Genomic DNA, 19,135 nt, shown 5'->3' with positions numbered 1-19,135 from the left:
TTGAAATTAATAAAGCTTCTCAAGGATCTCTTTAACTCTCTCCACTAAGTGAACTGCGGCTAATCCGATATCATCTATAACATCAACAGAAGGGTTCTTCAAGCAGGGCATTTTAATGCCAAGCTCTTCTTCAAGGTTAAGATATTCGTTGTATTGTATTCCAAGAGTTTCGGCACGCTTTTTACCACATTTGTCGGAGCAAGAGTCCACCACCATTACGTATTTGGCCCTTTTTATTATCTCACTAGTTCCTTTATTCTCCGTTCCTAGGGGGCAAAGAACAACATAATCACTGAGTTCTTTTAAGGCTTCTCTAACAACTAACTCGGAGATGGAATCCTCACAAACAACTATGCACACCTTAGGAATTTCCATTCGTTAGCCACCTGTAATACTTTTTCTTTCATTGTGTATATATTTTTTCCGAATTAACGTAAAGAGCTTGACAAAGAATATCATCAAAAGCATGTCACTAAAAGGCCCTCCTAAAGCAGTACCAACAGCTGCTAGTGGACCAAAGGTTCCTATTGCCATGGCCGTTGCCAGGGTCATGTTCGAGCCGGTGGAATAAACTAGAGAAATGTTCTGCTCAAAGGGAAAGTCAAGAGCTTTTCCGATGAAATATGCTATTGCCGCACGTAAGAGAAAATAGATGTTCATAGTGATAGCTCCTATCAGTATTAACTCTGGTCTTTCGACTATTACCTTAGCATTTATGCCAAAAACTACCACGATCATCCAATACATCCCAATTAGTGAAATACCTATGAGGGGCTTTTTGAGGGATATAAGTGCATCCGTGCCTTTCCAGTGAAGGATGATATACTTGGTTAGCTGGCCTATTATAAGGGGAGTTATTATGTATAGGATGAGGGATTTGAGAAGCATTTCAATGGGTACTTGGATGATGGTATGTAGTATAAGCTTCGCATAGAACGGCATCACAAAGATCGAGAGTAGAAAAGTCCACATGACACCAACGAGGGTCAGCTGAAACCTCCCTCCTGCAAGATTAGTGAAGGCCGGTGATGAACTGGGGAGTGGGGCGAGACCTATGAGTACCATACCTGCAAGAAGCTGTGGTTCAGTATTTGGCATCATCCTAAGCCAGAACTTCAGGAAGATCCAGGTCAGGACCGGAAAGAGCAGAGTGTAAAAGAACGTTAGTAATATTAAGTACTTTGTTTTAACTCTAGTCCTCGTGGTGAACGCTTTCTTTATGTCCATGAAAACCATGGGCTGAAAGAGCATCATGAAAAGAGCTATGGGAAGAGTTACTTTAAGGGATAGGAAAATGCTACGATGGTGAACACCAGCGTAGATTGATGAAAAGATAAGTGTGAACACTATATAAACCATCTTATCTTTCATAAACTCAACAATCTTCATTTCCCTTCCCTTCATATGTTAAATTTTTTATATTTATAGTCCAAAAAATAAAAAAGGCTCAAGCGAGCCAGATAAAGCCAATAACTCTTCCATCTTTCACGAGCTGGACTTTGATTCCCCACTTTCCAAACCAGTAAGCACCTATCTCAACCTCTTTCGGATCAGCATCTTCCCATAGTTCGCCTATTATCTGCCCCTCAAATACTAAAGGGATGTGAAGACTTCCACAGTGACCTCTCCAAGCGATTCCCTTAGTAGTCCTTGAAAGAACCTCTTTAGCTTTGGCCTTTATCTCTTCGTAGTTAGGCTCATTCTCAACGGTGTAGCCGAATTTTCCAACCTTCCACTTCCAGCCGGGAACTCCGAATGGCATCTTAACCACCTCCACAATATCTCCTCAAATAACGAAAGGCTCATGGGGCGGGAAGGGCTTTTCCTTCCTTGAACTTCTTTCCAGTTCCATAGAGGAATGCAAATAAACCAAGTATAACGGTTCCAATACTGAGGATATGGAGAGTTCCAGGGACTTTTGCCGTTACTATCTTCTCGGTTATCTCAACGAATGCAAGGCTGAGTATTGCTACCATTGTATAGCGGACGTAGAGGGGCTTTATCCTATGCATGAAGAATACTCCCGTTATTCCACCCAGGAAACCTGCCGTTGCTATCGTCACAAGAGTTCCAGTTGCTATTGGTATTTTTGGTAATAGGGCTAGATAGGTTACAAGGGTGACGCTTGAAACACCAAGGGCCGCAGCAGCTGTGTTAGCTGAGACTTTCTTTGGGTTACCGAAGAGGTAGGAGAATGCTATGAGAGCTATTGGCGCAGCATCCATGCCTATTAATCCCGCTGTAAAGCCTTCTATTGCTCCAAGGAGGTATATCTTCCACCCATCGCTGTTTTCAATCTTCCCAGATGAAAGCATGCGGTAAAGTGCGAAGAGCAGGAATAAGGCAAATGCAACTAGGATCAGTATCCTGGGAATGTGAATGTTTACATAAGCCCCGAGCGGAACTAGTAGAGCGGCTGGAATGAAGACTTTTGCGACTTTTCTCCACTCAATAAGCCCTTTCTTCCAATTTATGCCAGTCGCCACCGTAAGTTCGGCCGTGTTTTGAGTAAGCCCCAGGAGCATTGCTGCATGAACGCTTAGGCCAAGGGCTATGTAATTTGGTATGAGCACGCCCGCAGCTCCCATGCCAGCTATTGCGAAGATACTCGCGAGGATGTAAGTTAGGATCGCAACACCTATCATCTTTCACCACCCCTATTGCTTTCCCAATTTGTAATATCACAAAAATATTTATAAAGTTTTCTATAATATTCGAGTTAAGCTGAACCAAAATAGGTAATTTTATAAATTTTGGAAGGGTACATAATATGGTGATAGAAGATGCCGAGATGGATGATGGGAGAGATGGTTCCCCTCAAGACCCTTATGATGATTCTTAAGCCTCTTTTAGCGGAACCAAAGAGGAGCATCATAAGAATTTTAAGTGAGGGGGTTAAAGGTACGAATGAAATTTACCAAGCACTTCTGGAGAAAGGGTTAGCAATGCCTCGTTCAACACTCTACTATCATCTTTCAACTCTTGAAGATGCAGGGATAATAGAAATGGCAGGTTATAGAGAAGAAGGTGGTGGAGCACCAGAAAAGCTCTGGAAGCTAAAAGTTAGGAAAATTGGAATAGACCTTGTTACAGGTGAGGTGTTCAGAGAGTAACAAAAAGCGCCAAGCTTTAATTCTTTAAGGTTCCTCCTTAAGTTAGGATTCTATTTCTAACTTGTAAGTTTCACAAAACTAAACGTCCAAAAATGCTTAAAAGCGGTAAACAAGGGAGCTTTCGGGTGGAAAGATGAGGATGGGAGTAAAGGACTTTGCACCAAGTTGGTTTGCAAGTGTCATGGGGACAGGAGCTTTAGCCCTGGTAAGTAAGTCATACTCATTCAAGCTTCCAATATTGGAAGCATTTTCAAAATTTCTTACTTACCTCAATACTATAATTTTCTTCGTTCTTTTAATTCCCTGGCTCTTGAGATGGATCAAATACCCTTCGGAGGCAAAGAAAGACCTATACCATCCCGTAACAAGTCACTTTTACGGAACGATGCCAATAGCAATGACGATTGTAGCTGTGAATCTTGCAATGTTTGGTTATAAAGAAATAGCACTCCCACTCTGGATCCTTGGAAGCATCCTTGTTGTGATTTTTGCCTTTTTAATACCTTATCTGTTCTTTATAAGCGAAGGAGTGGATGTAAAGACGATAACACCTGCGTGGTTTATACCACCTGTTGGACTTATCGTGATCCCTCTCACCTCCCTACCGTTTGTACCGTCCTCGGTGATGTGGAGGGAGGTATTCATCGTATTAAACTACTTTGGTTTTGGTGCTGGCTTTTTCATTTACCTAGCTCTCTTTGCAATAGTTATGAGGCGTTTCATAACTCATGAACTTCTCCCCCCAATAATGGCACCTGCTGTGTGGATAAACCTTGGTCCGCTAGGGGCCGGGGCCGTGGCCCTCCTAAACCTCGCTAAAATAATGCCCATCGCGAAGAGCGCGTTTAAGGCTTTTGCCTTTATCCTTTGGGGTTTTGGACTTTGGTGGCTCATCATGGCGATTTTAATGACTCTACACTACCTAAAAAACCTCCATCTTCCATACAGCCTCGCTTGGTGGGCTTTCATATTTCCACTCGGAGCTTACGTGAGTGCAACCTATAACGTTGGGATAAGCATCGGAATAACAGCAATGATAGAGTTTGGCTTTGCTCTTTACTGGTTCTTACTAGCTCTATGGCTAGTAACTGGAATTAAAACGCTTGTCCACGACTTTTCCTCTTAATCCCCCTTTCAATATTCCCCCAATAATCCTCTAATTATCAACTCCGTTGCTTCCTCATCTGTTAATCCTTTCGCCATCAATTGCATTAGCTGAGCCTCATTTATCCTACCTATAGAGGCTTCATGAGTGAGTTCTGCTTTGTCGTTCTTCACCCTCAAGAGCGGTACCGTCTGAACGTCTGCATTTCCCTTAACTATCTCATGGCACTCAACATGCCCCTTTGCATAATCCCCGAAGCCATAGGCCTCGTTCACAACGTTCGCCCTAGCTTCATCGAAGGCTATAACCGTGCTCTTGAGATTGGCCCTTGAATATGCTCCTTTTAGGTAAGCAACTTCTCTTACCTCAACTGAGTCATCTTTAACGGCCTTGACCTTCGATTCGAGCTCAAGAACTGATCTTTCTCCTAGATTAGCGATCATTTCAAGCTTTAGCTCCTTCGCTCTATGCTTTGTAAGTGAGAACTTCCCAGTATAACGGGCATTTTTGTTAAGCTCAATCTCTGTTTTACTTATCATCCTTACCCCTTCACCGTGAATATGCTCGTCTTCATAGGAAACCCAGGAATTTTCACCTACCTTTATACTTGTTAGTGCTTCATGACTAAAGTCCTTTGCGTACGGGAAAATACAGTGAGAAGTAAACTTTACTATTGAGTTTTTACCAATCTTTATGTTGAAGATAACTTTCTGATAACCCTCACTTCTTAGATAACCTGTACAGAGGTGAATTGGAAACGGAAGCTTCACATTGTCAGCTATTTCTATGTCAGCCTTAACGCCATTCTCTACTTCCTCTCCCCGTATTTTTACTCCAGGAACGCTATTGAGTCCAATGATCTTATCCCCACTTATAATTATAGCCGCTATTCTATTGCCGAAAAGAGAAGTGTCAAGCCCCTCTTTTTTGTAAATTTCGACTAGGGCTTCATACTCTTTAACATGGTTAATCTTTATAGTCATACTTCCATCCTCCCCGTTAAGAAGCACCTTCCGCAGGTCTTCTTATAGTAATCAACAATTTCCCGAGAGAAACCTTTTTTGATGATTCTCCCCGCGCAGACGAAGTATGCAAAGTCGGTTTTGGCCGCTATCTCCTCGTGATGGGTGATTAGAATGACGGTAGTTCCCACCCTTCTAAAGTATTCCAAAACGTTTTCAATAAGTTCTCCAGCAGTTATATCGAGACCAGAATCGGGCTCGTCGAGTATTGCATACCTAGGTCTCAACATGAGGATTGATGCCAGCTCAATCCTCTTTCTTTCACCCCCACTTAGACTTTTATCTACAAATCGATGGGCATAAAGTTCGTAAGGAAGACCTACAAGTTCAAGGATCTCTCTCATCTCATTTTTGTCAACTTTAATCTTTCCCCCCAGGGTAAGATACTTCTCGACGGTTATCCCATCGTAGCGTGCTGGTTCCTGCCAAAGCAAGGTAATTCCAAGTCTTGCCCTCTCAGTAATACTTAAATTAGTTATATCATCCCCATCGAGTAAGACTCTACCCTCGCTCGGCTTCATGACTCCCATTAAAATGTAAGCGATGGTTGACTTTCCGGCCCCATTAGGCCCTAAAATAGAATACGTCATTCCCTCCTTAAAGCGCATATTGATCCTTTCTATTATCCTTCTTCCATCCACCCTATAGGTAACGTTTCTAAGGCATAACATAGCTACCAAAAGGATGTCATGTGAAGGGAATTTAAAATTTTCTGGACAATTTTGCCCTCACACTCTTGGTTGAAAACTAAAACATATGAAAATAATTTTAAATGATTGAATACTAGCCTAGATCGAGGTGAGAAAAATGGTTGAGAAAGTTGATATGGAAAAGCTTCCAAAGTTCTTACCACTTTGTCACAAGGAAGCTGAGAACTTAGATATTATCTTCACCTGCTCTGGAGCTGCAAGCGTTGGGAAGATAGGTCATGAGGTTGGAGTTCTGTTAACTAAAGCTGGTGAAGCTGCAAGGCTTTGTTGTACCACTGCAGTTGCGGCCGGTTCGGAGATGCACCTAGATATAGGAAGAAGGGCTAGAAGGGTAATTGTTATAGATGGTTGTCCAATGAAGTGCGCAACAAAAGTTATACAGAAGGCTGGAATAAAAATAGACTACAGCTTTACCATTACAGATTTTGGAATAGCTAAGCAACCAACGCTTGACATAAGCGAGGAAGACGTTCTTAAAGTTGCCCTAGCAATAGCTGAGAAGGTTGGGATAAAGCTCAATGTTAAATCTTGATGATAAATTGGAATGTATGTAGAGTTTGTAAAAGCCTAGATGGGATTGAAAGTGTGGAAGTCAATGTTTTCCTGAAGATCATCTGCTACTGTAACGAATAACCAGAAGAACTACTTTGAAAAGCCTCAATCACTTCTTTCACACTTTTTCCTTGTTTCACTTTGATAATTTTAACTCCTCCCGCTTCAAGTATTGCTTTTCCTTTAGGACAGTCCATAGGTGTTAAGAGGATGTTCACTCCATTATTAACTAGGAATATGGCAACTTTAGAGCCCGCACCATAAGGCTCATTCTTGTGTGGGTTTTCCACAACTTCTATTCTTTCAATTTTCCCATCTTTTACTTCCACTAACGTAAATGTCTCCGCCCGTACAAGGCTCTCATGAACCTTATCTTCAAGGCCACCTTTTGAAGTTGGGATCGCGATTTTAATCATGATCTCACCTCAGGTTGTTTTTAATTGAGAACATAGAACCAGAATTTTAGATGGCAAATAAGCTTTTTCCATTTATCATTCCGATTTCCTTTTTTATGCATTTTCTGGAACTTCAAAACAGCGCTCCATACTTATAGAATATGTGACAAGTTCCCTCATATGAAACCATGCAGGGTCCTATGGGATGCCTTGGTGTACAGGTCTTCCCGAAGTGTGGGCACTGAGTAGGTAAGGCTAATCCTCTAAGAACCGCACCACACAGGCAACCCTTTTCAAGATCTGGAAGCTTTGGGACATCAGGATCATAATAGTTTCTAATCTCTAGCTCTTTCCATTCCTTTCTAAGCTCTAAACCACTTTTCGGGATTATTCCCAAGGCCCTCCACTTTGCATCTTTAACTTCAAAGAACTTCCGAATTAATTCTTGGGCTTTAACGTTTCCTTCCCACTTTACCGCTCTATTGTATTCATTAACAATCTTAGCTTCCCCTCTCTTCACAAGCCGAATTAAGGTTAGTATCGCTAAAAGTACATCTACCGGCTCAAAGCCGGCAACAACCTGAGGAATTCCAAACTTTTCCGTTAAGTAAACCCATCCCTTCACTCCTATGATCGTAGATACATGTCCTGGAGTAATTAATCCCTGAAATACCGTTCCCGCTTTGAGGAGAGCTTCAACCGCTGGAGGGGTCAACCTGTGGACAGAATAAATCCTGAAGTTTTCTAAACCCTCCTCAACAACAACTTCAAGCATCCCTGCTGTCGGAGCAGTTGTAGTTTCAAACCCAGGAGAGAAGTGAACGACAAGCTTATCTGGATTTTCCTTAGCTATTTTATAGGAGTCATATATTGAATAGACTATCCTCACGTCGTAACCTTGGCTCTTTAGGTCTGCAAAACTTCCCCTTGGAGTTGGAATCTTGTACATATCGCCAAAGGTCGTAAGTATTATCTCTTCCCCCTCTTCCCTTGCAATTTTCATTATCTCCATCATCTTTACTATATCTTCAACGGGAGTTATACATACCGGACATCCTGGGCCGCTCATTATCTTAACGTTCTTTGGTAGTAGGGATCTTATTCCACTCCTCGTTACGGTATCCTCATGCGTTCCACAAACGTGCATGAATCTAACCTCTTCCATTCCCTTGACTTCCTCCTTTATCTTCTCGATGATTCTTTGTGCTACTGCTCTTTCTCTGAATTTCTCAAGCATTCACTCACCTCCAAGGGCTGAGAAAACTTCCTCCCAAGCTTCAAGTATTTCCTTAGCTTTTTCCTCGTCGAGTTTTTCTATTGCAAAACCCGTGTGAACTATAACGTAATCACCAGCTCTTACATCGGTTAGAAGGTCAAGTCTAACCTCCCTTTTCACACCTCCAAAATCAACTATCCCGATGTTTCCTTTAATTTCAAGAACCTTTCCTGGGACGGCAAGACACATTAGCTTCACCATTAAGAAGTGCTTACCAATATTTTTAGACATTTTTAAAACCAAAAGTTTTCAACCTATCCCCTTATCCCAAAAGGGAATGTTGTCGGAGCATTTTCTACTCTACTCCAGGATAAGCATGAAAAACGCTTCCTTTCCTTTTAGAGGGTTTTAAACTAATGGTTTTAAAAACCGCTATAAACCCTGAATTCCAGGCCTATAACGGATAAAATTATTTTAATGAACAAAGGTGGTACACATGGGGTACAAAATCACCGATAAGAGAGATTTGAGCCCAATAGACTTCTTCGTTGAAGTGGAAGCTCCACACATAGCGAAAGCCTGGAAGCCAGGTCAGTTTGTAATCTTCATCCTACACGAGCGCGGAGAAAGAGTTCCAATGTCAGTCTACAAGGCCGAGAATGGTAGAATTGGAATGTTCATAAGGAAGCTCGGTAAAACTAGCCTACAACTCTACTATGAGTTCAACGTGGGAGATGAGTTCTACAGCATGGTAGGTCCACTTGGAAAGCCTATAAAGGTTAAGTATTACGGAAACGTTGTCTTTGCCTCAGATGCAGTCTGCGGTCAAGCAGAAAATTATGCAACGCTTAAAGCCATGAAAGAGGTCGGAAACTATACAATATCGATTCAAACTTTTGAAAATGCCGAGAACGTTTATCCCGAGGAATTCCTAGCTAAACCAGTTGCCGATGAACATTACCTAACGACCGAAGATGGAAGCGTTGGGATAAAGGGGCATTACCTTGACATTGTGAAAGAGTTGATAGAGAAGGATAAAGTTGATATCATATTCGCTGGAGGGAAGTTGGGTAGCTTAGCTAAGCTTGCGGAGCTAACGAGGCCCTACGGAATTCCCACCTACGCAACCGTGAGGCAGATCATGGTTGATGGGACGGGAATGTGCGGTTCTTGCAGAATACTCTACGATGGAGAAGTTAAGTTTGCATGTAGAGACGGACCAGTTTTCGATGCTCACAAAGTGGACTGGGAAGACGTTCTCAGGAGGGCAAACCGCTTCTTAGAGCAAGAGAGGCTCGCCAAGGAGCGTTACCTTGAATACCTCAGAAAGAAGGGGGTGATTTGAATGCCTAAGCTTATTAAGGAGAGAGTTCCAACTCCCGAGAGGCCCGTTGAGGAAAGGATTAAGGATTTCAAGGAGGTGAACTTGGGTTATACCTTTGAGCTTGCCAAGAAGGAAGCAGAGCGTTGCCTCCAGTGTCCACCGGAATATGCCCCCTGTATTAAGGGATGTCCAGTTCACATAAACATTCCGGCTTTTATAGCTAAGATAAAGGAGGGTGACATCAAGGGGGCCCTTAGGATTATTTGGAATGACAACACATTACCCGCTATTACTGGTAGGGTTTGTCCGCAGGAGGATCAGTGTGAGGGTGCTTGTGTAGTTGGTAAGGTTGGTGATCCCGTAAACATCGGAAAACTAGAGAGGTTCGTAGCAGACTACGCAAGAGAACACGGAATAGAGGAAGAATTGCTCCGCGAATTCACTGAGAAGTGTGATGGGAGCAAAGGTAAAGTAGCGGTAGTTGGTGCTGGACCCGCTGGCCTAACATGTGCAGGTGAGCTAGCCAAGATGGGATATAAGGTTACGATCTTTGAGGCCCTTCATAAACCCGGTGGAGTTCTAGCCTACGGAATTCCGGAGTTTAGATTACCCAAGGAGATATTGGATCACGAGCTAAAGAAGCTTAAAATGCTAGGAGTCGAGATAAGGACTGATCACGTAGTAGGAAAGACTGTAACATTGGATGAGTTGCTCCAGGAATACGATGCTGTCTTCATAGGAACTGGAGCAGGAACGCCAAAGCTACTTAACATTCCTGGGATACTCTTAGATAGGATATACTCAGCAAACGAGTTCCTCACGAGGATCAACCTCATGAAGGCCTACGAATTCCCAGAGTATGACACTCCGATAGCTGTGGGGAAGAAGGTAATAGTGATCGGAGCTGGAAACACTGCGATGGATGCAGCTAGATCAGCATTAAGGCTTGGTGCAGAGGTTACAATAGCTTACAGAAGGGGAAGGGAAGACATGACCGCTAGGGAGGAGGAGATAAAGCACGCTGAAGAGGAGGGGGTAAAGTTCGAATTCTTCCTGCAACCCGTCGAATTCATTGGAGATGAGAACGGAAGAGTCAAAGCCGTTAAATTCGAAAGGACAAAGCCACTAGAAGAGCGTGATAGCAAAGGAAAGAGGAAGATAGTCGGAACCGGAGAGTACGTAACGTTAGAAGCCGATACCGTAATAATAGCCATAGGACTTGAGCCGAACAAGATTATAACCGAGGATGGGAGGCTTAAGACTAATCCGGATGGAACGATAGTAGTGGACGAGAATCTTATGACTTCTATTCCTGGGGTTTTCGCTGGTGGTGATGCAATTAGGGGAGAAGCCACGGTAATCCTAGCAATGGGAGATGGAAAGAGAGCGGCTAAAGCAATAGATGAATATATAAGGAGGAAGAGAGGTCAGAATTCCTAATTCCTTTTATCAAAATTTTTTTTACAGTTTTAGCTTATACTAGTAGGGCGAACCTTATGAGGGTGAAGATCTATACCTTGGCCGATGATTACGCTGGATACAACAGCCCCTTCTGGGCTCAGCACGGGGTTTCATTCCTAGTTGAAGTTGAGGGGAAGAAGATACTTTTTGACACGGCATCCTACGCGGAGCCGATACTATTCAACATGAAACTCCTCAACCTCAACCCAAGGGATATAGATATGATAGTGCTATCTCACAACCACTTCGATCACACAGGCGGCCTCCTGGGGATCCTGAGGGAGATAAATAGGAAGGTACCTATATTTGCCCACCCGGAAATCTTCAAGGTAAGCTTTGCTTTGGAGCCCGAGTTCATGTACGCTGGAACGCCAAGGCTTAAGGAGGAGGCCGAGAAGCTCGGAGGGATATGGATCTTAACTAGGGATCCAATAACCTTAATGCCAGGAGTCTTTACCCTGGGCGAGATTAAAGAGGAGGAAAAGGTGGAATTTGAGAAAGGAAGCACGGGGCTTTTCAAGATTGAAGATGGGAGGGTTATCGAAGATAAAGTTGAGGATGAGATCGGGCTCGCAATAAACACAAGGAAAGGTCTCGTTGTTCTAGCAGGATGCGCTCATCCTGGAATCGTAAGCATGGTTAAGAAGGCTATAAAGCTAAGCGGGAACGACAAGGTCTATGCAGTTCTTGGAGGGTTCCACTTGATAAACGCTGAAGACTCTAGGATCGAGAAAACTGTTGAAGCGTTTAAGGAGCTTGAGGTTAAAAAGGTCTACGCAGGGCATTGCACGGGACTTAAAGCTGAGTCAAGATTCGCCCAGGAGCTTGGAGATAGGTTTGAAAAGCTCCACTCTGGAAAAATAATAGAAATTAGCTGAAGCTTGCAAAGCCCACCTCGTAAAGTTGCCTAAGCATGCGGAGAGCTTTCTTACCAGTATGTTTGTATTTGTAATCTTTAACTCTTTTCATTTCCTTTATTACAGCTTTGGTATCTCCGACCTCTGATGCTCCAAATATCTCTTTCCACAGTTCTTCCTCTCCCTTTTCAGCGTCTTCTTCTCTAATTTCTCCAGTCTTAGCAAACTTAAGAACCAAGAGAAGGGGTTTTTCTAGCTTTCTCCTATTACCGTGGAACTTTGGAAGGACTTTCATGAGCAACGCAAGGTCAAAGATCTCGTCCTCATTCTCAAAGCTTACAATACCTTTTTCCCGGCTTTCCTTGGCATTCTTTAGGAATAGAGCTATTTCATCAACGACACGGTAGCCGAAGTGGAGATCATAAGGTTCTAAAACTTCGTTGAGTATCCTAACCTTTGATAAATCCAGCTCTCTAACGGCTTCATTTATTTCATGCTTTGAATAGTTCAGGAACTTTCCATCCCTTCTGAGATCCTCGAGGATTAAATTCCTCAATGCAACCACATGATCTTCGTCGAGTTTCTCTTCTCTGGGAGGATAGTTCTCTAGGTCAACTTCATGGAATTCTATTACAAAGGCCCTATCAAGAACCTTCGGGCTGAACATGTAAGTTGTCTCATCTATGTTTACTGTCCCAACTATGTAAAGGTTGGGAGGTAACTTTATCTCCTTCGGTACTCCTTGCTTCTCTTCCACTTCATCGACATCGTGGAGCTTTATGCTTTCCCTTGTGAACCCTTTTTCATCCCTTCCACTTTCTAGAACGCTCAGGAAGTCGGCAAAGTAGTACTCGACGTGTGCAAGGTTCATCTCGTCGAGGATTATAATGTAAGGCAATGCATTCTCTCCATTATTTTTGTAATCCTCTATAGCTTGCATTATGAAATCTAGAAGTTTCGTTTTGTTGTACTTTCCCGTTATTGGATTGTAGTATCCAAGGAGGAGCTTTGAATCGCGCCAGTCTGGGCGAACCGAGAGGAAAATATATGGCCTACTCCATTTCCTGCACTCCTCTGGGGCTTTAACGTATATAAATCCACTCCGAATTCTTTGGGCATCTTTGGTGGTTAGATTTCTCCCTTCCTCAACGTCAATAAATTCAGAGATTTCAAGGCCACAGGGAATTACTTCTACTACTTTGAGGAATACATCGTGCTCGTTGATGTACCTTTCAATGTCATATCCATACACCTCCTTAGCCCATTCAATCCCTTTTCTCCACTCTTCTGGGATATTCTTGCCGACTATAACGTCTCTCACCACGATCCCGTATGGTACCTTTTTGTAGTATTCGTCGTTTTCATCACTGTCATAAACCCAGAAGATGAAAGGAGGTTTAATTTTACTAATCTTTCCTGGGGGATGCCACCCGTAAACTGCAAATCCATGCCTATTTATTGTTTCTTGTAAGCTCTTGATTTCTCTTTTTGCTACCGTATTTGGACCAGAAGCTGACATTACTTGAGGAAGATCCAATAATTCGCCAAGCTCTTGAGCTATCTTTGTCTTTCCACTTCCCGTCAAACCAGATAGAATTACGAATCCCTTAGTTTTTAGTGCAACATAAAATTGAGAAATCTGGGATTGTGAATATTTGTAACCACTCGCTTCTAAGTAACTTCTAAGGTCATTTTTTAGTTCATTCTTGGGCTTTAAATTATTAATTTCGTATTCATTTTCACCCTTATCTATGTATTTTTTAAGGTAATAGGCCACCTCAAGGAGCGTTTTAATTCCCTGCTCCTCTAGCTCCTTTCTGAAATTCTCTTCATTAAGCTCCTCATAAACTCTAATTATTTTATTTGAATCCCATCCTCCAAATCCCCAATTTTTCTCAAGTGACAGCTCCTCTAAAATAGGATTAAGCCAGTTCCCTAATGGCATAAACATCTTAGGGTTAAAGATCGTCATCCATGATGTTATTATAGCCGGTCCCAAGTCTATAAGCTTCTTTTCATTCTTCTTTTTCTTTATATTTTCGAGGTATCTTGCGATGTTACCTTTTCTCCTAGAAAACTCTTCGTAATCGGTTATTTTGGAAACTTCTTCAAGGAGTCCCCTAAAATCCTCATCTCCCAGGTATTCTATAAGCCTCCTATTGTCATGTTTTAAGTAAAGTACCTTTGATAATTCATTACCACTAATATATCGTTCAAATTCTCCTAGGTATCTGATAACGTCCTTCTTATCTTTTTTCCACGCTTCTTCTACTCTCCTTCTGAATTCCTCAACTTTCTCAATAACTTTCTCGAACTCTATTGAATATTTTTTCATTTCCTTTACGATTTCGATAATCCTTTCAGTATTCATCCTCTTCACCCCCAGGAATAAAACTCAGGTAGCCTATCCCCTCTTTTCCGATAATTTCAGCCAAAGATACCCCATCAATTTTACCTCTTTTAGCATCGAAGAACACGCTTTTACTCCCAGGATAAAGAACAACGGCAAATTTGCATCTTAAAGCATCCCTATACGTATGCATCTTGTATATATCTTCAAGCTTTGCCCACGTTTCAATGCTCGGATTCTCCTCCATTTCCTTGTCTTCGTCAGCAAACCTATCAACATCGACAAGCTCGAGCTTGAACTTTGCGTCAAACACACCAACTACCTTACCTTCCCTAAAGAGGGAGAAGTCTGGCTTTAAGGATACCGAATAGCTGAACTTCCTGGGCCTTAACTTCCTATTGTAGTAAAGTCTCCATTTTCCTTTAAACTCCGCATAGACGTTTCCTTCCTCTGAAAGTCCTCTAGCAGGCTCTATAGTTATTCTGACATTTTTCTCACCTAAAATTTTCTCGAGTTCTTTCACGAGCTTGAAGAAAACCCAGTACTCGTAGAGCCTTGCAATATCCCGGTTATCAATTGCTTCCCTAAGCTTAGCAAAGAATGGCATCCTCACAACGAATTCCTGGTAAAGCCCAAGTAATTCCCTGTACCCTTCTCCCTTGAGAAGAGTTTGCGATGTATAGGGGAATATCTTCATCTTCCCAACTTCTTCCCATAGGGGATCGCTCCTAAGGAATCTTAAATCCTCAATTATATCCCTCACACCACCCACGTTTCTTTGCGCTCTTTCTCCCCACTCGATGAGGAGATCCAGGAAGTACTTAGCAAAGCGATTCTCTGGGGTGTCGAAGCTTTCATACTTTCTAAAGGCTAAAACCTTTGTAGGGCTGAACTTTCGCCCAGGGGTTAAATACTCGGGGTGCTGAGTCATCCAGAGTATTGCATCTGGATTTACATCATCAGCTTCCCAAACATCAACGAGCTCCTCCTTAACCACGAGCTTCCTTTTAATGAACTTCATCAAGGTTTCAAAGGCTCCCAATATTCTCTCCCTGTTTGAACGGAGGTAGTAGTAGGCAAAGAGCTCATTCATCGGTCTATTCGATTCTACAGTTCCAAAGCTAGTGGGTGCATTAACTGAAAAGGGTAACGTGGAAGAAATCTTCCATAGCTCTTTAACTAACGCTTCATAAAACTTTCTGTGGGCCTTTATGATTGTCTCCAGGTTATCTTCTTTGATTCCATATATTCTGGGAACTTTTTTCGAGAGGACCTCCCCCTCTAGAACAATGGTTTTATCTTTGGTCAGTATCTCTATCTTTGTCTTCCCTATATAGTTTTTAAAGGAGAATCTGGCAACGTGCAAGTCTCCGTATCTTTCCACTTTGACATCTTGATTTCCAATCCTGATTTTGAATTTCTCCTTCCCTATTATCCGATATTCAGACCATTCGAAGAAATAATAAAGGTTATCTTTAACTTTGTATTCCCCTTCCAGTTTAAATTTCTCCATTCAACCTCACTCCCTAATCTTAATGAATTCAAACCCCAGGAGTACTACCTTAAACCTTCAAAGCAGGTTGTCAAAAAGTCAGACATTTCTAGCCTTTGGTAAGAGGAACTCAAATATGTATCCGAACTCTGCGTATATCAGTGTGAAAGTAAGTGTTGCTCCGAGAAAGTCCATGATTGATCTGATAGGAAGGATGTCATTAAATACAAGGGTTACACTGATTGCCATTCCTAAACCCATTATGAATCCTACAATAATCAATCCAAAGTACTTCCGCAAAGGTTCCCTCATGTTGACCCCCTTAACCTGAGAAATTTTTGATATTTTTAAGGTTTACATTAATGTGAAATTTTTCTCCATTATCTGAACCACTGGAACTCAATTATTTCCCCAAGGGTTAAGTAGAATAAAGTAAAGGCGAAGGTTACTCCAAAGAAGGCCCTAGTCGAAGGTATTGGAAGTACATCGTTAAAGGCTACTGCAATCGTAAGAGCAGTCACTAGTGCCATAATTATTGCACCTGCAACAATTCTTGCCCGCTTCTTTAGATTATTCTTCCTATTTTCAGCTATATCTTCAAGTATCTCTAACCAGAACAGCACGAAGAGGAAACTCAACCCGAGGAATTTAAGTGAGAGTGTTGGAAATATGTTCAAAGTCATATTAATTGCAAGAGCCATTAAGAGCCCTACAACTACTGCAATTATGAGTTTCTTCACCATGTTCTATCCCCTCTAAGGTAGGATTAAGAATGCTAGGGATGCTATAATCTCTGATATGCCAGCAATCTTCATAACTTTTCTATTTTTTGAATTCAGGTAAAGTATTGTTCCTACAAATAACATTACGATAGGGAATAATGAAAACTTGGAACCAAACCTGAAATAGGACACAGCCCAGTATATAAGCGCTGTTAGAAAAGCTACGGGGAGGGTTTTGTAATCCTCTTGAATTGCTATAAATCCCGCGCCAGCGAGTAACAGGAACCAAGTTATACTACTCATCGTTCTTCCCTCCTTTACTTTAGGAGTATATGCAATCCTCCCAGGATTGAGAGAACTGCCACTGATGCTCCCCCAAATTTTGCTATCATCTTTATGTCTGGCTCTGGTGGTGAAGCCATAAGGTAGAAGTAAAGGAAGAGCGGCGGTATTGTGGCCAATGCATAGAACATCAACCCTTTGATTCTTGTTATTCCTAAGACGTCAAGCAAAGCGAAGACATTGTATATCCAAATCGCAACAATAAAACCCAAAACACGTCCCTCTTGGTGATTTCCATGTTAATTCCCTCCTTATTAAGTAAAGCTAGTACTTCCTTTTCAGCTTCGAATTCTCAAACCTTTTAATCTTACTCCTCCCCACTATAATAATCTATACATTGTTATTATAAAAAGTTTAATATTTGCTCCCACGACTGAATATGTTGTCATCTTTATTTAATCTGTAGCCAAACAGCAGCACCAAGGAGTGAGATTATGGGCAATTCTACAATAAATGTACCAAGGAACATCACGGTTTGATATGAGAATGCTTTCCCAGTTTTATAAATGAAACTTGCTATGCCTTCGCTATTTCTGCTCATCTAATTACCTCCCTACAAACATCAATCCTAACCCCAAATCCTTCTATATTTCAATCACCTTAAGCTCTCAGCTATTTTAACCGTTACCGTGCTTTCAATTAAGGCAGCAATGAAGATTAAGACTATTGAAATTGCTATAAGTTTGAAGAATTCTTTAGCGTCCTCTTCCGTGATTATCTCCTCCTTCCTGCCTAAAGCAAACCTCAACAATTCATAAGGAATTTTAAAGCCTGCCGCTCCTGCAATGATTATAGCAGGGATTTCAAAAACACCGTGAGGGAGTATGAGGAGTATGGTTTTTATCAACCCTATCTGCTCTGCGGTGGTTTTAACGGCTGAGCCTAGGATCATGCCGTTAAATGCTAAATTTAGTAGAGTTGTTCCCCCGAAGGTTAAAGCGCCTGACCAGAGCATAAGAGCGACCTTTACATTATGTCTGAAGAAGAACAAAAATCCTGGATTAGAATTATCAAAAGGATCAAAGCCAAAATAAGCGGAATAATCATGAGTTAAAGCCGAGAAAAAACCAAGGACAATACTAGTTGTAAACATAAGGACAGACAGATAAGAGGAAAAGCAGACCTAAGATTCGCCATTTTATCCCTCACTGCAAGAATTTTGGTAGGAGAAAGTAACCTATGAAAAGTCCTAATATAAGCCCCATAACCGCTATAATATTCCTCCACGAAGGTTTGGTAATTGCCAAGAAGGCTCTAAGAGTGATACTTGCCACAGTACCAAAAACAGCATATTCCGTTAACCTCGCAACTAGCATCAACATAAAAAAGGAACAAGGAACCAAGCAAGCCTCCTTAAAGCATCCATTTCAGACTCACCTCCTTAATATCCAATCGCAGCCCCCACCAAGCCTACAAGACCTCCAAATATACCTACCTTCTCTTAGCCCACTTATTTACGTAGTCAATAACTTTTCCTCCCAACCATCCAGTAGCAGTTCCTTCTTTTTATATTATCTCGGTCTGAGAGTGACAACCTTCCGTCAAAGCCCTAATGTGGGCGGGAGTGGGAGGGCAATCACACCACTCGCAACTGATAGCGGGAACGGATCCAAACTAGGCATACATTTAATTTCTCCTCACTATAATACCAGTTACTTGCCATAATTCCAGTTTTTGATAATCGCGTTTGTGTTTTTTATGATTTCTATTAGGGAGATTGTGAGGAGGCTTATTAAGCCTGCAACTATGACGCTAATTGGATCGTCAAACTTTATCGTAAGCTGGGAAACGGCAACTGAAGCAATTATAAACCCCATACCAAACAACAACCACCTAATCTTAGACTCTCTGTAAACCTTAAACGCCCCATACAAGGAAAACCCTGCAACGCCAAAGAACACCAGCATGACACCGACATGCCTCAAATTAACTGCCGAAACTGAAAAAACAACATAAATCAACGACAACAATGCCACAACACCACCAATCCACAACAAACGCCTCTCCACAGCACCCATACTACACACCTCCTATGCAATTGTAAAAATGTTAAAAATTTAAATCACAGAGCTTGCCCAACCATCCATGCAAGTCCTACTGCAAATCCCAAGCCTGCAGAGGCTATTCCAAAAGCTGTTGACCAAATTAAACCTGCTGTTCCTAGTCCTAAATCTGTCACCAGCGTCGCTTCTGGGGAAGCTCCGTTTTTGGCCATGTAATAAGTTAAATAGCTGTCACCAGTAGCACCTCCTACCACCATTCCAATTGCCATCAATACTAATCCTAATACTAAAGCTTTCCTCCACATTTCAATCCCCTCCTGGTTCTTCATATTACGAATGTTATAGATACTACTTAAAGTTTTCTTCATAATTATTATCGCTGTGTTTTTTCTCTTATAATTTTATTTGAACGAGTGATAATAAACAAAAAGTAATTATTTTAAGCAAATTAATTGCCATTCAAGAACTGGT

The 19,135-nt window shown here is 41.8% G+C and carries 24 protein-coding genes; 6 read left to right on the top strand and 18 right to left on the bottom strand.

What is annotated here, in order from left to right:
• Positions 1–6: 6 nt before the first annotated feature.
• From PH_RS04200 to PH_RS04185, 4 genes are read right to left on the bottom strand one after another with little or no spacing between them, the layout of a single operon-like run.
• Positions 7–375: a putative zinc-binding protein gene (locus PH_RS04200; protein WP_010884981.1), complete on the bottom strand. Its 369-nt coding sequence runs from the start codon at positions 373–375 to the stop codon at positions 7–9.
• Between the two features lie 3 nt (positions 376–378).
• Positions 379–1,389: an arsenic resistance protein gene (locus PH_RS04195; protein ID WP_231833723.1), complete on the bottom strand. Its 1,011-nt coding sequence runs from the start codon at positions 1,387–1,389 to the stop codon at positions 379–381.
• Positions 1,390–1,447: 58 nt separating this feature from the next.
• The gene (locus PH_RS04190) at positions 1,448–1,762 is read right to left on the bottom strand and encodes a hypothetical protein (protein ID WP_048053251.1); all 315 of its coding nucleotides are present in this window, start codon (positions 1,760–1,762) and stop codon (positions 1,448–1,450) included.
• A 40-nt stretch (positions 1,763–1,802) separates the two neighbouring features.
• Entirely contained in the window at positions 1,803–2,645 is an 843-nt protein-coding gene (locus tag PH_RS04185; protein WP_010884978.1) for a sulfite exporter TauE/SafE family protein, read from the bottom strand.
• Between the two features lie 138 nt (positions 2,646–2,783).
• Between PH_RS04185 and PH_RS04180 the strand changes: the two genes are divergently transcribed.
• Together PH_RS04180 and tdt are read left to right on the top strand one after the other, a co-directional pair.
• Positions 2,784–3,113, top strand: coding sequence for a helix-turn-helix domain-containing protein (locus PH_RS04180; RefSeq protein WP_010884977.1), 330 nt, complete (start codon positions 2,784–2,786; stop codon positions 3,111–3,113).
• Positions 3,114–3,246: 133 nt separating this feature from the next.
• Positions 3,247–4,239 (top strand): tellurite-resistance/dicarboxylate transporter, encoded by a 993-nt coding sequence (gene tdt, locus PH_RS04175; RefSeq protein WP_010884976.1) that lies wholly within the window; start codon positions 3,247–3,249, stop codon positions 4,237–4,239.
• Between the two features lie 8 nt (positions 4,240–4,247).
• On the opposite strand, the gene PH_RS04170 is transcribed toward tdt, so the two are convergent.
• A complete protein-coding gene (locus PH_RS04170) occupies positions 4,248–5,201 on the bottom strand; it encodes a SufB/SufD family protein (protein ID WP_048053250.1) in 954 nt (317 codons plus the stop codon).
• Complete coding sequence (locus PH_RS04165) at positions 5,198–5,911, bottom strand: ABC transporter ATP-binding protein (RefSeq protein ID WP_010884974.1); 714 nt, start codon at positions 5,909–5,911, stop codon at positions 5,198–5,200. The genes PH_RS04170 and PH_RS04165 overlap by 4 nt, the downstream gene beginning before the upstream one ends.
• Before the next feature lie 136 nt (positions 5,912–6,047).
• Between PH_RS04165 and PH_RS04160 the strand changes: the two genes are divergently transcribed.
• Entirely contained in the window at positions 6,048–6,482 is a 435-nt protein-coding gene (locus tag PH_RS04160) for a putative zinc-binding protein (protein WP_052265090.1), read from the top strand.
• Between the two features lie 85 nt (positions 6,483–6,567).
• Here PH_RS04160 and PH_RS04155 read toward each other — a convergent pair whose 3' ends face one another.
• The 3 genes from PH_RS04155 to PH_RS04145 all read right to left on the bottom strand — a co-directional run bounded on the left by PH_RS04155 (position 6,568) and on the right by PH_RS04145 (position 8,362).
• Entirely contained in the window at positions 6,568–6,918 is a 351-nt protein-coding gene (locus PH_RS04155; RefSeq protein WP_010884972.1) for a NifB/NifX family molybdenum-iron cluster-binding protein, read from the bottom strand.
• A 112-nt stretch (positions 6,919–7,030) separates the two neighbouring features.
• Positions 7,031–8,134 carry a hydrogenase formation protein HypD gene (gene hypD / locus PH_RS04150; protein ID WP_010884971.1) on the bottom strand — a complete coding sequence of 368 codons (1,104 nt, stop codon included), beginning with the start codon at positions 8,132–8,134 and terminating at the stop codon, positions 7,031–7,033.
• Positions 8,135–8,362, bottom strand: a complete 228-nt coding sequence (locus PH_RS04145) for a HypC/HybG/HupF family hydrogenase formation chaperone (RefSeq protein ID WP_010884970.1) — start codon at positions 8,360–8,362, stop codon at positions 8,135–8,137. It lies immediately after the preceding gene.
• Between the two features lie 247 nt (positions 8,363–8,609).
• On the opposite strand from PH_RS04145, the gene PH_RS04140 reads away from it, so the two are divergent.
• From PH_RS04140 to PH_RS04130, 3 genes are read left to right on the top strand one after another with little or no spacing between them, the layout of a single operon-like run.
• Entirely contained in the window at positions 8,610–9,458 is an 849-nt protein-coding gene (locus PH_RS04140) for a sulfide/dihydroorotate dehydrogenase-like FAD/NAD-binding protein (protein ID WP_048053249.1), read from the top strand.
• Positions 9,459–10,877 carry an NADPH-dependent glutamate synthase gene (gene gltA, locus PH_RS04135; RefSeq protein WP_010884968.1) on the top strand — a complete coding sequence of 473 codons (1,419 nt, stop codon included), beginning with the start codon at positions 9,459–9,461 and terminating at the stop codon, positions 10,875–10,877. It abuts the gene before it with no gap.
• A gap of 56 nt (positions 10,878–10,933) precedes the next feature.
• Entirely contained in the window at positions 10,934–11,776 is an 843-nt protein-coding gene (locus PH_RS04130; RefSeq protein ID WP_010884967.1) for an MBL fold metallo-hydrolase, read from the top strand.
• On the opposite strand, the gene PH_RS09990 is transcribed toward PH_RS04130, so the two are convergent.
• The 9 genes from PH_RS09990 to PH_RS04080 form a co-directional block, all read right to left on the bottom strand.
• On the bottom strand, positions 11,769–14,126 hold the full coding sequence (locus tag PH_RS09990) for an McrB family protein (RefSeq protein ID WP_231833722.1): 2,358 nt from the start codon (positions 14,124–14,126) through the stop codon (positions 11,769–11,771). The genes PH_RS04130 and PH_RS09990 overlap by 8 nt on opposite strands.
• Positions 14,116–15,618 (bottom strand): DUF2357 domain-containing protein, encoded by a 1,503-nt coding sequence (locus PH_RS04120; RefSeq protein WP_010884965.1) that lies wholly within the window; start codon positions 15,616–15,618, stop codon positions 14,116–14,118. The genes PH_RS09990 and PH_RS04120 overlap by 11 nt, the downstream gene beginning before the upstream one ends.
• 78 nt (positions 15,619–15,696) lie before the next feature.
• Positions 15,697–15,909 carry a hypothetical protein gene (locus PH_RS04115; protein ID WP_010884964.1) on the bottom strand — a complete coding sequence of 71 codons (213 nt, stop codon included), beginning with the start codon at positions 15,907–15,909 and terminating at the stop codon, positions 15,697–15,699.
• 68 nt (positions 15,910–15,977) lie between these two features.
• The gene (locus tag PH_RS04110; RefSeq protein WP_010884963.1) at positions 15,978–16,340 is read right to left on the bottom strand and encodes a hypothetical protein; all 363 of its coding nucleotides are present in this window, start codon (positions 16,338–16,340) and stop codon (positions 15,978–15,980) included.
• A gap of 12 nt (positions 16,341–16,352) precedes the next feature.
• Positions 16,353–16,622: a hypothetical protein gene (locus PH_RS04105; RefSeq protein WP_048053248.1), complete on the bottom strand. Its 270-nt coding sequence runs from the start codon at positions 16,620–16,622 to the stop codon at positions 16,353–16,355.
• Between the two features lie 14 nt (positions 16,623–16,636).
• On the bottom strand, positions 16,637–16,873 hold the full coding sequence (locus PH_RS04100; RefSeq protein WP_010884962.1) for a hypothetical protein: 237 nt from the start codon (positions 16,871–16,873) through the stop codon (positions 16,637–16,639).
• A gap of 383 nt (positions 16,874–17,256) precedes the next feature.
• Positions 17,257–17,754 carry a stage II sporulation protein M gene (locus PH_RS04095; RefSeq protein ID WP_010884961.1) on the bottom strand — a complete coding sequence of 166 codons (498 nt, stop codon included), beginning with the start codon at positions 17,752–17,754 and terminating at the stop codon, positions 17,257–17,259.
• A 559-nt stretch (positions 17,755–18,313) separates the two neighbouring features.
• On the bottom strand, positions 18,314–18,679 hold the full coding sequence (locus tag PH_RS04085; protein WP_048053247.1) for a hypothetical protein: 366 nt from the start codon (positions 18,677–18,679) through the stop codon (positions 18,314–18,316).
• A 44-nt stretch (positions 18,680–18,723) separates the two neighbouring features.
• Entirely contained in the window at positions 18,724–18,993 is a 270-nt protein-coding gene (locus tag PH_RS04080; RefSeq protein ID WP_143522650.1) for a hypothetical protein, read from the bottom strand.
• Positions 18,994–19,135: the final 142 nt, after the last annotated feature.

Origin of the sequence: Pyrococcus horikoshii OT3 (genome assembly GCF_000011105.1) — an archaeon.
Taxonomy (GTDB): Archaea; Methanobacteriota_B; Thermococci; order Thermococcales; family Thermococcaceae; genus Pyrococcus; species Pyrococcus horikoshii.
This window is presented reverse-complemented; position numbering and strand designations above follow the sequence as displayed.

Excerpts from the sequence above, each read along its gene's own strand:
- PH_RS04095 (WP_010884961.1), bottom strand. The coding sequence starts at position 17,754 with ATGTTTACAACTAGTATTGTCCTTGGTTTTTTCTCGGCTTTAACTCAT.
- PH_RS04115 (WP_010884964.1), bottom strand. The coding sequence starts at position 15,909 with ATGAGGGAACCTTTGCGGAAGTACTTTGGATTGATTATTGTAGGATTC.
- PH_RS04080 (WP_143522650.1), bottom strand. The coding sequence starts at position 18,993 with ATGAAGAACCAGGAGGGGATTGAAATGTGGAGGAAAGCTTTAGTATTA.
- PH_RS04155 (WP_010884972.1), bottom strand. The coding sequence starts at position 6,918 with ATGATTAAAATCGCGATCCCAACTTCAAAAGGTGGCCTTGAAGATAAG.
- PH_RS04145 (WP_010884970.1), bottom strand. The coding sequence starts at position 8,362 with ATGTGTCTTGCCGTCCCAGGAAAGGTTCTTGAAATTAAAGGAAACATC.
- PH_RS04120 (WP_010884965.1), bottom strand. The coding sequence starts at position 15,618 with ATGGAGAAATTTAAACTGGAAGGGGAATACAAAGTTAAAGATAACCTT.
- PH_RS04105 (WP_048053248.1), bottom strand. The coding sequence starts at position 16,622 with ATGAGTAGTATAACTTGGTTCCTGTTACTCGCTGGCGCGGGATTTATA.
- PH_RS04195 (WP_231833723.1), bottom strand. The coding sequence starts at position 1,389 with ATGAAGATTGTTGAGTTTATGAAAGATAAGATGGTTTATATAGTGTTC.
- PH_RS04085 (WP_048053247.1), bottom strand. The coding sequence starts at position 18,679 with ATGGGTGCTGTGGAGAGGCGTTTGTTGTGGATTGGTGGTGTTGTGGCA.
- PH_RS04130 (WP_010884967.1), top strand. The coding sequence starts at position 10,934 with ATGAGGGTGAAGATCTATACCTTGGCCGATGATTACGCTGGATACAAC.
- gltA (WP_010884968.1), top strand. The coding sequence starts at position 9,459 with ATGCCTAAGCTTATTAAGGAGAGAGTTCCAACTCCCGAGAGGCCCGTT.
- PH_RS04185 (WP_010884978.1), bottom strand. The coding sequence starts at position 2,645 with ATGATAGGTGTTGCGATCCTAACTTACATCCTCGCGAGTATCTTCGCA.
- PH_RS04165 (WP_010884974.1), bottom strand. The coding sequence starts at position 5,911 with ATGTTATGCCTTAGAAACGTTACCTATAGGGTGGATGGAAGAAGGATA.
- PH_RS09990 (WP_231833722.1), bottom strand. The coding sequence starts at position 14,126 with ATGAATACTGAAAGGATTATCGAAATCGTAAAGGAAATGAAAAAATAT.
- PH_RS04200 (WP_010884981.1), bottom strand. The coding sequence starts at position 375 with ATGGAAATTCCTAAGGTGTGCATAGTTGTTTGTGAGGATTCCATCTCC.
- PH_RS04140 (WP_048053249.1), top strand. The coding sequence starts at position 8,610 with ATGGGGTACAAAATCACCGATAAGAGAGATTTGAGCCCAATAGACTTC.
- PH_RS04160 (WP_052265090.1), top strand. The coding sequence starts at position 6,048 with ATGGTTGAGAAAGTTGATATGGAAAAGCTTCCAAAGTTCTTACCACTT.
- PH_RS04110 (WP_010884963.1), bottom strand. The coding sequence starts at position 16,340 with ATGGTGAAGAAACTCATAATTGCAGTAGTTGTAGGGCTCTTAATGGCT.
- PH_RS04170 (WP_048053250.1), bottom strand. The coding sequence starts at position 5,201 with ATGACTATAAAGATTAACCATGTTAAAGAGTATGAAGCCCTAGTCGAA.
- PH_RS04190 (WP_048053251.1), bottom strand. The coding sequence starts at position 1,762 with ATGCCATTCGGAGTTCCCGGCTGGAAGTGGAAGGTTGGAAAATTCGGC.
- tdt (WP_010884976.1), top strand. The coding sequence starts at position 3,247 with ATGAGGATGGGAGTAAAGGACTTTGCACCAAGTTGGTTTGCAAGTGTC.
- hypD (WP_010884971.1), bottom strand. The coding sequence starts at position 8,134 with ATGCTTGAGAAATTCAGAGAAAGAGCAGTAGCACAAAGAATCATCGAG.
- PH_RS04180 (WP_010884977.1), top strand. The coding sequence starts at position 2,784 with ATGCCGAGATGGATGATGGGAGAGATGGTTCCCCTCAAGACCCTTATG.